This window comes from Paraburkholderia sp. SOS3 (assembly GCF_001922345.1).
In the GTDB taxonomy this organism is placed as follows: domain Bacteria; phylum Pseudomonadota; class Gammaproteobacteria; order Burkholderiales; family Burkholderiaceae; genus Paraburkholderia.
Map to the genome: position 1 here is coordinate 3438434 of NZ_CP018811.1, position 12306 is coordinate 3450739.

General features: G+C 64.5%; 13 protein-coding genes and 2 tRNA genes. 9 read left to right on the forward strand and 6 right to left on the reverse strand.

From position 1 onward, the window contains the following. Window positions 1–24: 24 nt before the first annotated feature. The 3 genes from BTO02_RS15355 to pncB form a co-directional block, all read right to left on the reverse strand. Window positions 25–1419 (reverse strand): sodium:proton antiporter, encoded by a 1395-nt coding sequence (locus BTO02_RS15355; protein ID WP_075158899.1) that lies wholly within the window; start codon window positions 1417–1419, stop codon window positions 25–27. Between the two features lie 161 nt (window positions 1420–1580). Then, entirely contained in the window at window positions 1581–2246 is a 666-nt protein-coding gene (locus tag BTO02_RS15360) for a LutC/YkgG family protein (RefSeq protein ID WP_075157761.1), read from the reverse strand. 133 nt (window positions 2247–2379) lie between these two features. Beyond that, on the reverse strand, window positions 2380–3585 hold the full coding sequence (gene pncB / locus BTO02_RS15365; protein ID WP_075157762.1) for a nicotinate phosphoribosyltransferase: 1206 nt from the start codon (window positions 3583–3585) through the stop codon (window positions 2380–2382). A 312-nt stretch (window positions 3586–3897) separates the two neighbouring features. On the opposite strand from pncB, the gene fdxA reads away from it, so the two are divergent. The 8 genes from fdxA (at window position 3898) to BTO02_RS15405 (ending at window position 8434) form a co-directional block, all read left to right on the forward strand. After that, a complete protein-coding gene (gene fdxA / locus BTO02_RS15370; RefSeq protein ID WP_075157763.1) occupies window positions 3898–4221 on the forward strand; it encodes a ferredoxin FdxA in 324 nt (107 codons plus the stop codon). Window positions 4222–4406: 185 nt separating this feature from the next. After that, window positions 4407–4482: transfer RNA gene (locus BTO02_RS15375), tRNA-Asn, on the forward strand. A 124-nt stretch (window positions 4483–4606) separates the two neighbouring features. Beyond that, window positions 4607–4682 (forward strand) — tRNA-Asn (locus BTO02_RS15380). 92 nt (window positions 4683–4774) lie between these two features. Beyond that, window positions 4775–5287 carry a CreA family protein gene (locus BTO02_RS15385; RefSeq protein WP_075157764.1) on the forward strand — a complete coding sequence of 171 codons (513 nt, stop codon included), beginning with the start codon at window positions 4775–4777 and terminating at the stop codon, window positions 5285–5287. Between the two features lie 137 nt (window positions 5288–5424). Beyond that, window positions 5425–6252: an AraC family transcriptional regulator gene (locus BTO02_RS15390; RefSeq protein ID WP_075157765.1), complete on the forward strand. Its 828-nt coding sequence runs from the start codon at window positions 5425–5427 to the stop codon at window positions 6250–6252. A 188-nt stretch (window positions 6253–6440) separates the two neighbouring features. Then, window positions 6441–7112 (forward strand): AzlC family ABC transporter permease, encoded by a 672-nt coding sequence (locus BTO02_RS15395; protein WP_083615248.1) that lies wholly within the window; start codon window positions 6441–6443, stop codon window positions 7110–7112. Then, window positions 7109–7432, forward strand: a complete 324-nt coding sequence (locus BTO02_RS15400; RefSeq protein ID WP_075157767.1) for an AzlD domain-containing protein — start codon at window positions 7109–7111, stop codon at window positions 7430–7432. The genes BTO02_RS15395 and BTO02_RS15400 overlap by 4 nt, the downstream gene beginning before the upstream one ends. 222 nt (window positions 7433–7654) lie before the next feature. Then, window positions 7655–8434 carry a DUF4088 family protein gene (locus BTO02_RS15405; RefSeq protein ID WP_075157768.1) on the forward strand — a complete coding sequence of 260 codons (780 nt, stop codon included), beginning with the start codon at window positions 7655–7657 and terminating at the stop codon, window positions 8432–8434. A gap of 71 nt (window positions 8435–8505) precedes the next feature. Here BTO02_RS15405 and BTO02_RS15410 read toward each other — a convergent pair whose 3' ends face one another. The 3 genes from BTO02_RS15410 to BTO02_RS15420 form a co-directional block, all read right to left on the reverse strand. Next, window positions 8506–10683, reverse strand: coding sequence for an ATP-dependent helicase (locus BTO02_RS15410; protein ID WP_075157769.1), 2178 nt, complete (start codon window positions 10681–10683; stop codon window positions 8506–8508). Window positions 10684–10838: 155 nt separating this feature from the next. After that, on the reverse strand, window positions 10839–11099 hold the full coding sequence (locus BTO02_RS15415; RefSeq protein WP_075157770.1) for a hypothetical protein: 261 nt from the start codon (window positions 11097–11099) through the stop codon (window positions 10839–10841). 55 nt (window positions 11100–11154) lie between these two features. Further along, window positions 11155–11688, reverse strand: coding sequence for a hypothetical protein (locus BTO02_RS15420; protein ID WP_075157771.1), 534 nt, complete (start codon window positions 11686–11688; stop codon window positions 11155–11157). 331 nt (window positions 11689–12019) lie between these two features. Between BTO02_RS15420 and BTO02_RS15425 the strand changes: the two genes are divergently transcribed. Continuing rightward, entirely contained in the window at window positions 12020–12238 is a 219-nt protein-coding gene (locus BTO02_RS15425) for an RNA-binding S4 domain-containing protein (protein ID WP_075157772.1), read from the forward strand. The last annotated feature ends 68 nt before the right edge of the window (window positions 12239–12306 follow it).

Sequence of the window (12306 nt, forward strand, 5' to 3'; positions counted from 1 at the left end):
TCCATGAGCGCGCTGTGAGCCGCTTCAGAAAAACAACCACGTCGTCGCGATGAACAACGGTATGAGCACCGCGCCCGACCACGCGAGATACGCGAAGAACCCCGGCATCCGTACGCCGCGCGATTCCGCGATCGCCTTCACCATGAAATTGGGCGCATTGCCGATATAGCTGTTCGCGCCCATGAACACCGCGCCGGCCGAGATCGCCGCCAGCGTCGAGGCGCCCGCGGTCATCAGGTGCCGCGCATCGCCGCCTGCCAGATTGAAGAACACGAGGTAGGTCGGGGCATTATCGAGGAACGACGACAGCAGGCCCGTCGCCCAGAAGTACATCGCATTGCGCGGCTCGCCCGCCGCATCGTTGACCAGATGCACGACGCCCGCGAACGCGCCGGCCTCTCCCGCGCGCAGCATCATGATGACCGGCGCGATCGTCACGAAGATGCCCGCGAACAGCTTGGCGACCTCTTCGATCGGCGCCCAGTCGAACGCATTGCCCTTGCGCGCCGAACGTGGCGTAAGCGCGAGCGACAGCAGCGCGACGACGATCAGCGCCACGTCGCGCACCGCGTTCTGCAGTTCGACACGCGCGCCGGCCAGATCGAACGCGATGCCGGGTTTCCACAGACCGCTCATCAGCACGAGCGCGATCACCAGCGCGAGCAGCACGAAGTTGATCTTGCCGTCGATGAAGAATAGGCGAGAATCGGGCGTCGGGTCGAGAAACGGCTTGCGCGTCTCGCCGCTGCCGCCGTGGCGGCGGAAATAGTACGAATCGAGCGCATAGAACGCCGTGAGCAGCACCGCGCAGATGAACAGCATCGGCAGCGCGAGATGCACGGTGGTCCAGAAAAAATCCACGCCATTCAGAAAGCCGAGGAACAGTGGCGGATCGCCGAGCGGCGACAGCGAACCGCCGGCATTCGCGACCAGAAAAATAAAGAACACCACGACGTGCACGACGTGCTCGCGGTTATCGTTCGCACGCAACAGCGGACGAATCAGCAGCATCGCGGCGCCGGTCGTGCCCATGATGCTCGCGAGCAGCGTGCCGAGCGCGAGCATGCCCGTATTGAGCCGCGGCGACCCGTGCAGGTTGCCCTTGATACAGATACCGCCCGCCACCGTGTAGAGCGTGGTGAGCAGCACGATGAACGGCAGATACTCTTCGAAGACCGCGTGCATCAGCGTGCCGAACGCCGCGTGTGGGCCGAACGCGATGGCGAACGGCACGAGCAGCAGAAGCGCCCAGCCGGCCGAAATCTTGCCGAAGTGGTGATGCCAGAACGACGCTGCGACGAGCGGAAAAACCGCGATGGACAGCAGCATGCAGGCGAACGGCAGACCCCACCACACGGACAGCGCGGCGCCGTCGACGCTTGCCGCGAACGCGTGTTGCGGCCACGCAGCGCATGCGATCGCGAGTGTGGCTAGCGCGCGAGGCGCGGCTGCGCGCGCGGCGAGTGCCGTGGCATTGAACGGAGTGGAAAAAGACACTAATAAACAGGCCGAAAAGCGGAATGACAAACGGGAGAAAACACGGCTGAACAAACAGCCAAACGAAGCGAGCAACGAGACGCTCACGCGCCGCGTACGACGATCACATGCACGCGATATGGCCCATGCGCGCCAAGCACCACCGTCTGTTCGATGTCGGCGGTACGCGATGGCCCCGACACGAAGTTCGTTGCGCGCGGCAACTCGCCGCCGCGTTCTTTGCGCGCGAGATCGAACACGTCCTCGTGACAGCCGACGATACGCGACGCAGGCACGATCGCGATATGCGTTTCGGGCAGCAGCCCTGCCGACGCATATGTTTCGGCACCCGACATCAGAACCACCGTGCCGGTCTCGGCGATCGCGCAGTAGCAGCCTGTCAGACCGACCTTGTCCGAATCGACGGGCTTGCGAAATTCGACAGTGATGCCCGCCGCGGCCCACTGCATGTCCTGCAGCGTCTGCCATGCGATCGCCTGCACAGGCAAGCCCTGCTCGCTCAGATAGCGGTACGCGGCTGCGGGAACGTCGGCCAGCGTTTCGACGGCGTCCACGGTGCTCACCATCAGCTGCGCGCGCTCGACGAAGCATGCGACGAGATCGTCGGGCAACGGCGGCCGCGGGCCGCGCGGGTGGCTTGCGATATAGCGCTCTGCCGCGTCGCGCTCGCCGGCGGCCGGTTCGGGCGCGCGCCCCTGCGCCGCGCGAATGCGCGCGAGGATGTTGCGGCGGGCGGTGGATGTGTCCATGAGCGAAGTCCCCGTATCGTGGCTGATGCGATGAAGCAACATCGGCGGATTATACCGGCCGGCCCTTGCGCGTAACACTCGGCCATCCGGCTAATGCACACGCCGCGAATGACGGCGTAGCATCACTGCAAGATCACTTTCCGGAGTCGAACGCGTCGTCGGTGGGCTGCGCAATGCCGAACACCTGGCGCAGATAGGCGAGATAGGCTTTGTCTTCGCACATGTTCTTGCCCGGCGAATCGGACAGCTTCGCCACCGGCTGGCCGTTGCAGCGAACCATCTTGATCACGATCTGCAGCGGCCGGTAGCCGAGATCGTTGGTCAGATTCGTGCCGACGCCGAACGCGAGCTTGCAGCGGCCGCGAAAGCGCTCGTACAGCTGCAGCACCTTCGGAATGTCGAGCGCATCGGAAAACACGAGCACCTTCGTGCGCGGGTCGCAGCGATTGTCCTCGTAGTGTTTGAGAAGCCGCTCGCCCCAGTCGAACGGGTCGCCGGAATCGTGGCGCGCGCCGTCGAAGAGCTTGCAGAAGTACATGTCGAAGTCGCGCAGGAACGCCTGCATGCCGTACACGTCGGAAAGCGCGATGCCGAGGTCTCCGCGATATTCCTTCGCCCACATCTCGAAGCCGTAGATCTGCGAATCGCGCAGCCGCGGCCCGAGCGCCTGGCATGCCTGCAGATACTCGTGCGCCATCGTGCCGAGCGGCGTCAGGCCATGCTTCATCGCATAGTGGACGTTGCTCGTGCCGGCGAACTGTTCGGCGAGCCCGTCTTTGAGCGTGAGCAGGATTTCCTCGTGCCACTGCTTCGAAAAGCGGCGGCGCGTGCCGTAGTCGGCGATCTTGCAGTCGGCGAATTCAGGCCGCGCGCCGAGCATCGCGATCTTGCTCTTGAGCCGCTCGCGGCCTTCGAGATAGTCGGGCTCCTGCTGCGTATTGCGGAAATACACTTCGTTGACGATCGCCAGCACCGGCACTTCGAAAAGAATCGTGTGCAGCCACGGCCCCGTGATGTCGATATCGATCTCGCCATTGCCCTTCGCGGACGGCGTGATCGTGATGTACTTCTCGTTCAGGTGAAAGAGCGCGAGAAACTCGACGAAGTCGCCTTTGATAAACCGCATCCGGCGCAGATAGTCGAGTTCGCCGTCGCTGAAACGCAGTTCGCACAGCTTGCGCACTTCGCTGCGAATCTCGTCGATATACGGCACGAGATCGATGTTCGGCGTACGGCAGCGAAACCGGTATTCGACGCTGGCCGCCGGAAAGTGATGCAGTACGACCTGCATCATCGTGAACTTGTACAGATCGGTATCGAGCAGCGAGGTGATGATCATGAGGTAACGGGCAAAACCGCGGATAAACGACGATTGCTATGGTCAGTGTATTCGAATGTGAAGCAGCGAATGTGAAGCAGCGAACGTAAACAGGCGTCGCATCGCGTGAACAGCCGGATGGTATCCGATGGTGGGGCGGCAGCCGCTCCGCTGAAACCGGCCTGCCCGGCCGCCATAAACTAATCACCAAACGGTATAAGGGCAGGGGAACTGTCCCGTATGCGCCTGTTGTCGTTACGTTACAATAGCTTTTTTGGCGTTTTGCCATCCCCAATATTCCCCATACCGCTACCGCATCCAGGAGTTGCCTGAATGACTCACGTTGTGACCGAAAGCTGCATCAAGTGCCGCTATACCGACTGTGTCGATGTGTGCCCGGTCGACTGCTTTCGCGAAGGTCCCAACTTCCTCGCGATCGATCCGGACGAGTGCATCGATTGCGCTGTGTGCGTCGCCGAGTGTCCGGTGAACGCCATCTACGCCGAAGAGGACGTGCCGGGCGACCAGCAGCACTTCACTGAATTGAACGCGGAGCTCGCTAAAGGATGGCCGAGCATCACGAAAACGAAAGCGCCGCTGCCCGAGGCGGACGAATTCAAGGACGTGAAAGAAAAGCTCTCGCTGCTCGAGCGTTGATCCGGGTTGAAGCTGCGGGCCAAACAAAGTCCGATTGCGATGACAAGGTTGTGGTGATCGCGGTTTGATGATCGGGCCGCGCTGCCCGTCGCAAGCGCGCCGCTAAAGCGCCACTACAGCGCCGCCACAGCTATTGACAGGCCGCATAGCACCTCATACAATTTCGCTTCTCTGCTGTTTGTTGTTCCCCGATAGCTCAGTCGGTAGAGCGCCGGACTGTTAATCCGTAGGTCCCTGGTTCGAGCCCAGGTCGGGGAGCCAAGAATTGCAAAGGCCCGTTCTTATAACGGGCTTTTTTATGTACCGGAATCCGGTCGAGTTGAAGTTTCACCCTGCCTGGGTCGTGCCTCTTCTGGTTCTGCCTCTGTAGTGGTTCCCGTGCAGGTCCCCGATAGCTCAGTCGGTAGAGCGCCGGACTGTTAATCCGTAGGTCCCTGGTTCGAGCCCAGGTCGGGGAGCCAAACATCGAAGGCCCGCATTTCGTGCGGGCCTTCTGCATTTTCGGAGCGAAACCACGCTGGTATACGATGTGGTTTTTTTCTCCGGTCTCCCGATGAAACCCACTCTGCTTCGCGCGCCGCTCGCGATCCGCACGATTCTGACGATCGCAGCGACGATCGGCGCGGCCCTTCTCGCCGCGCCGATCGCGCAAGCCGAAGAAGTCGCAAGCGTCAACACCAATTTCCATATCACGGGTTCGGACCGCGTCGTCGTCGAAGCGTACGACGATCCGGCCGTCGAAGGCGTGACCTGCTACGTGTCGCGGGCGCGAACAGGCGGCATCAAGGGTACGCTCGGCATTGCCGAAGATCCGACCGAAGCGTCGATCGCGTGCCGCCAGGTCGGCCCGATCCGCTTCGCGGGCGGACCGCTCAAGCAGCAGGCCGACGTGTTCACCGAGCGGATGTCGCTGATCTTCAAGACGTTGCACGTCGTGCGGGTCGTCGACGCGAAGCGCAATACGCTCGTCTATCTGACATACAGCGACCGGGTCGCGTCCGGCAGCGCGAAAAATAGCGTGAGCGCCGTGCCGATGCCGGCCGGCACGACGATCCCGTTGAAATGATCGAAGCGCGCTGCCTCGCGTCGATCCGCGATCCGCGGCTCGAGCGGCAATGAAAGCAATCTGTCTGTCCGCCCGAGCGGCGCGGTAGACTGGCGAGTCTAGCCGGATTTCAGCCGGATTCCAGCCGCTTCGACACGATGACCACCACCCGTTTCCGCGATTCCGCCCGCTACTGGCGCACGCCGCTCATGCCCGGCGCGGATCTGCTCACGGCCGAATATCACGATCACACGTTCACGCCGCACTGGCACGACGCCTACACGATTCCCGTGATCGAAGCGGGCGCGGAAACGTACCAGTACCGCGGCGCGCGCTACGTCGCCGAGGCGGGCAGCGTGCCGGTCATCAACCCGGGCGAGCTGCACACCGGTTCGCGCGCGATGGACGAAGGCTGGCGTTACCGCGTGCTGTATGCGCCGGTCGACTATCTTCAGCAGCTTGCGGAAGACATCGCGGGGCGCGCGCAACCGCTGCCGTGGTTCGACGCCGAGGTGATCCGCGACCTCGACCTCGCGCAGCGTCTGTCGCACGCGCATCGGCTGCTCGAGGCGAACGGCGATGCGCTCGCGGCCCACGCCGCGATGCTCGATGCGCTGTCGACGCTGCTGGTCCGCTACGGCCGCACGCGGCCCGATGCGCCGCAAGCGGCCGCCGGCGACAAGCGCGTGAGCACGATGCAGGAACTGCTCGGCAGCGCACTCGCAGAACCCGTGACGCTCGCGGAACTGGCCGACGCCGTTGCGTTGTCGCCGTTTCATGCGGCGCGCCTCTTCACGCGCGCGACGGGTCTCGCGCCGCACGCGTGGCGCAACCAGGTTCGTCTGCAGCGCTCGCTTGCGCCGCTGCGCGCCGGTGTGCCTGTCACCGAGGTCGCGGCCGCGAGCGGGTTCACCGATCAGAGCCACTTCACGCGACACTTCCGCCGGATGTTCGGCGTGCCGCCGGGCCGCTGGCAAGGCGCCTGAACCGACCTGACACGCACCTGAGCACGCACCCGAACACGCGCCTGAACACGCACCTGAGCATCCCACACCGCAAGAACGTACAAGCCAGGCGCTCTCCTCCGCGTTAGCCTCACGCTTCGGAGGAATTCAGCTTGACAGCCACCCACCGCCTCACCGCATTCACCGCCGGCGCGCGCGACACGATCCCGATGCTGATCGGCGCCGCGCCGTTCGGCGTGATCTTCGGCACGCTCGTCGCCGCGGGCCCGCTGCATTTGTGGCACGGGCAGCTGATGTCGCTGATCGTGTTCGCCGGCTCCGCGCAATTCATCGCGCTCGGCCTCGTCGCCGGTCACGCGAGTCTTGCCGTGATCTGGGCCACAACCTTCGTCGTCAATCTGCGTCACGTGCTGTATAGCGCGACGCTCGCGCCGCATGTCGCGCATCTGCCGGCGCGCTGGCGCTGGGCGCTCGGCGGCCTGCTCACCGACGAAGTATTCGCGGTGGCATGGGCGCACTACCGGCTGCATCCGCCCGGCTCGGTCGGCCCTTACTATTTCCTCGGCTCGGGCCTGTCGATGTATCTGAACTGGCAGATCTGGACGCTCGCCGGGCTGCTGTTCGGCGCTGCGTTTCCGGGCCTTCAGTCGCTCGGGCTCGACTTCGCGATGGTCGCGACGTTTATCGCGATCGTCGTGCCGCAACTCGTCGCGTTGCGCTACCTCGCGGCGGCCGTCACCGCGGGCGCGCTCGCCTTCTTCTGGCAGGCCTGGCCGTACAAGCTCGGCCTGCTCGCCGCGGTGTTCGCCGGCGTCGCGGTCGGCGTTCTGCTGTCGAGGTCGCGCGAAACGCGGCGCACCACCGTGGAGGCGTCGCGATGAATTATGTGCTGATGATCATTGGCATGGCGCTGATCACCTGGCTGATTCGTGCCACCGTCTTCGTGCTCGGCGACCGGCTCGTGTTCGCGCCGCTCGTGCGCACCGCGCTCGGCTTCGTGCCGGTCACCGTGCTGACGGCGATCATCGTGCCGATGGCGGTTTCGCCGCACGGCGGCGGCGCGGAACTCACGTGGCGCAACCCGCAACTGGTCGGTGCGCTCGCCGCGGTCGCGGTCAGCGCGCTGACGAAGCGTCCGCTGCTGACCATCGCGGCTGGTCTCGCGGTGTTCTTCGTATGGCAAGCGCTGCTGCCCAAATAGGCGCAAGCCGATTCAGGCGCAAGCCGATTTCCTCAAGTTTCAATTCCAGCCGCCGATAAACAGTCGAGGTCCACCAGCCTGGCATGCTTCCGCAAGCGCCCGGCAGCCCGGCCTCGACCGTGTCGCGCATCGTTCAATCGCGCAGTTTTACGGTTTCACACCGTGGCCAGAAGCCGCTCTCGCGCATGCGATGCCGCGCCGGATCACCAAACGGGATATGACATGGGGCAAATCACCCTTTCATTGAAGGACGAGACTGTCGCCTCGTTGCGCAAGGATTTCGACGCGTTCGTACGCGTCTCGCTGAAACTCGACGCGCAGTTCGCGACGCCGTCGTTCGAGGATTTTTTGCGTGCGAAGCTGCTCGACAGCATGGTGCCGCTGACCGAGCACGCCGTGCAGCGAATGCTGCAAGGCGGCCAATACGCATGGGCCAAACGTACGCTGGACAAAGAATTCCCTGACGTTGTCGCGATTCTGATGCGACAGGCGACGGACTTCGGCTTTGCGTTCGCCTCCCGCTCCGAATGGACGCCCGAAGAGCTCGCGAAGCAATGCCGCGAATGGGCGACGGCGATCGTCAACGAGGCGCAATGCAGCCCCAATCTCGTCGATCCGCTCGCCGCGCAGATCAAGTCGGCGGCCCAGGACATTCAGACCGTTGAAGAATCGATGCAGACGCCCGCGTGGCGGCTCGCGGAATCGCTGCGCCAGCGCGTGTACGAAGCAAAGGTCGCCTGCGAGACGAGCTTTGGCAGCACCGCGCGCGAAAAGCTCGGCGAGCTGCGCGGCCTGTTGCGCCTCGGCATTACGCACGGCTCGTTTCAGAAGCAGGAAGCGCAGCAGATCATGGAATACCTGCGGCTGCTGAAGCCGGAGATTTTCGTCGAAGAGCCATACGACGTGTTCACGCGGCTCGCCGCGTGGCTGCGCAACTTCTTTATGCCGGCACCGCGGCCTCAGTCGCCGCAACAGCAACAGCAGCAGCGGCAGCCGCGCTAAAGTGGAGCACGCTCCGGTCCTCGCCCGCAGCCACTTGCGCGATCACACCGGGGCGCCTGCTCGAGACCCGCTCATTCCCACATCTTCCTGAGCTTCGCGGCAATTTCCACTTTGGCTTGCGCGGCAGCCGCCAGCCCTGCCGCGGTCGGCGCAGCGGGCACCGCCACGGGCGGCCACGCGTAGGCGTCGAACAGCGGCAGCAGGTCCACCGGAATAAACCGCGTACGCGATGCCCATACGTGCCGGTCGCCCAGATGGGTCTGGTTGTGCACGTAGAAGCGCTGCGGCACGACGATATGCAGATCTTCCTTCGCGCGCGTCATTGCGACATACAGCAGACGCCGCTCCTCGTCGATCTCTTCGTCGCTGCCGGTGGCGAGGTCCGACGGAATGCAGCCGTCGACGCCGTTGAGCACGAATACATTGCGCCATTCCTGGCCTTTGGCGGAGTGAATGGTCGACAGGATCAGGTAGTCCTCGTCGAGCAGCGGCACGCCGGACTCGCCGCTCGTCGCATCGGGCGGATCGAGCGTCAGTTCGGTCAGAAACCGTTCGCGCGACGCATAGGTGCCGGCGATGCTTTCCATTTGCAGCAGGTCCGCGTGACGCACGATCGCGTCTTCGTGATTGCGCTCGAGGTGCGGCTCGTACCAGCGGCGGATCAACTCGAATTCGGCGGGCCACACCGACTTGCGTTCGTTCAGCGTCGACATCAGTGCGACGAACGATGGCCAGTCTTCCTGCGCGCGCGGCGGCGGCACGAAGCTGGCGAGTGTTTGAGCCGTGGCGGTGCGCGCCGCTACAGGGGCCGAGTTGCCCACCGCAGAGTTGCCAGCCGCCGAGACGCCGGCCGGCGGGGCCCCAACCGCCACGTCCAGCACCCGCGCCGCCGTTGCCGGCCCCACGCCCGGCAGCAACTGAACGACGCGAAAACCCGCCACCCGGTCGCGCGGATTCTCCGCCCAGCGCAGCACCGCGAGCACGTCCTTCACGTGTATCGAGTCGAGAAACTTGAGTCCGCCGAACTTGACGAACGGAATGTTGCGCCGGGTCAGCTCGACCTCGAGCGCGGCGCTATGGTGCGCGGCGCGAAACAGCACCGCCTGCGACTTCAGCCTGACGCCGGCTTCGCGCGCGGCCAGCACCTGTTCGACGACATAACGCGCCTGCGCGGCATCGTCGGCGACCGTCACGAGGCGCGGCCGCTGCGCCGATGCCTTGTCGGTCCACAAGTTCTTCGTAAAGCGCTCCGACGCGAGGCCGATGACCGCATTGGACGCCGTGAGAATGGGCTGCGTTGAACGGTAGTTGCGCTCGAGCGTGACCTGCTTTGCCGGCGGGTCGAAGTGCGCCGGGAAATCGAGGATGTTGCGCACGGTCGCGCCGCGAAACGAATAGATCGACTGCGCGTCGTCACCGACGACGGTCAGCCCGCGGCCATCGGGCTTCAGCGCGAGCAGGATCGACGCCTGCAACCGGTTGGTGTCCTGATATTCGTCGACGAGCACATGGTCGAAGCGGCTCGACAGATCGGCCGCGATCGACGGCTCGGCCGCCATATGCGACCAGTAGAGCAGCAGATCGTCGTAGTCGAGCACGCCTTGCTTCTGTTTCGCGTCGACGTACGCGGCAAACAGCACGCGCAAATCGGCTTCCCATTCGCGGCACCACGGAAAAGTGCTGTTCAGCACGTCGCCGAGCGATGCACCCGTATTGACGACGCGCGAATAGATCGCAAAGCAGGTCGACTTCGACGGGAACCGGCGCTCCTTTCCCGAAAAGCCCAGTTCGTGGCGCACGAGGTTCATCAGGTCGGCCGAGTCTTCGCGATCGTTGATCGTGAAGGTCGGCGCGAGGCCGATCAGATCCGCGTATTCGCGCAGCAAACGCGCGCCGACGCTGTGGAATGTGCCCGACCACGTCAAACCCTGGGCGAGCGCCGCGCGCGCGCCGAGCGCGTCGCCGGCGATGCGCGTGACGCGGTGCGTCATCTCGAGGGCGGCGCGGCGCGAAAACGTCAACAGCAGAATGCGGCGCGGGTCCGCGCCCTTGACGACCAGATACGCGACGCGGTGCGCAAGCGTGCTGGTCTTGCCGGAGCCCGCGCCCGCGATAACGAGCAGCGCGCCGGGCGCGCGCGTGGCGTCGTCGGCGCCGTATTCGACGGCGGCGCGCTGTTCGTCATTGAGTCTGGCGAGCCAGGCGTCGGCGCCCGATGCGCCGGCACACGACGCACAAGCGCCGGGCATATCGACGCTGGAGGCGGCAAAGACGGATTCGGACGTGGAAGCGGCGGGGGAAGGCACGGCGTGCGAACGGAAACGAAGTCAGGGCGACGCATACTGTATATCCATACAATGTACGGCGACAAGCGCCCTTTTTTCGGCACGCACGCCGCCGCCTGTCACTCCTGCTTCTTCGCGTCCTTCACGCGCGCATCCGCCGCGGCCTTATCGGCATCCGACTGCGCGTCGGCCTTTTCCCTGTCTGCCTTCGCCTGGGCCACCGCAGCCTTCCTGTTGGCCTTCGCCTGTTCCTTCGCGGCCTTATTATCGGCGTGCGTCACCGGCTCGGCGGCCGGATCGTGCGACGTTTGCGCAAAGGCGAACGTCGACACGCTGCCCACGATCAATGCGGCAAGCAACCGGTTGGTCGATCGAGTCATCTGCTATCCCTCCTTCAGTCAAGGTGATCGGTAAGCGCGGCTAGCGCGCGTTCAGTCAGTGTTTGGTCTCGTCGTCAGGCACCTGCGTGCCGTTGCCCGATTGCGAATCGATCTTCAGCTGGTTGGCGGCGGCCTGCCGGTCCGCCGCGCGATTGATCTTCGCGTTCTTCAGCTGTTCCTTGTACTGCGCCTTCGACGCCTTCTTCGCGTCGTGATACTCGGCATTGGCGCGCGCGTCGGCGTCGCGCTTCTGCACGAGCGGATCGGGCGACGTCGGGGCGGTCAGCGTCTGCCGCGGCGGTACGCCGGCCGGCGCCGGCGCGGGCATTTGCACGCCCTGCGCGGCGGGCGCCGTGGCGGGCGCATTCGGCGGCGTGCCCGACGGCATCGTGGCCGGCGCGCTTTGCTGCGCGATCTGGGCCGCTTGGGGGGCCGGCCCTTGCGGCGTCGCAGGCACCTGATAAACCCGGTTCGGCTGACTCACCTCGGTAACGCGCGGGCTACCCTGGTTCGAGGTCTGCGCGACGGCACCGGTCGTGGCCAGCGCGGCAATGGCGCTGCCGATCAGCAGCGAACGAAGCTCGGTCATGGCGATCCTCTCTGAAAGTTGTCGGCCGGGCGCAGCGCCTCGGCGCATACCCGGCACTTGTTCGACCCGATGCAAAATGCAGCAGGCTCTTCTACCGACAGCATTTTTCTGAGTGAAGTTCTTGATCAACCGCCGCTTTTACTAACGGTTTCATTTTCTGACAACTGCATAACATCCGGTCGCAGGCGAAGTCTTCGAGTCCCGGAACAAATCCGCGCGCCGCTCACGCCGCAGGGCGACGCCCCGCACGCTTTCGCTTATGATGCGAATCCTTTCCGCTTCATCGCGCGTCGTCCCGCCACGAGATGCGTGGTCCTTTTCCGCAACTGCCATGCCCAACCTCGATTTCACGCTGACCGGCGATTACGTCGAACTGCACAATCTGCTGAAGCTCACGGGTCTCGCGGACAGCGGCGGATCCGCCAAGGTGCTCGTCGCATCGGGTGCGGTGAAGGTGGACGACCAGGTCGAACTGCGCAAAACGTGCAAGATCCGCGCGGGCCAGGTCGTGCTGCTCGGCGATACGCGCATCGCGGTCCACGAAGCGTGAGCGCCGCGATCGCTTGCGCGCGACGATTGCGCACCGGGCGGTTCGCGACGTTCGCGATCGAGGCCGCG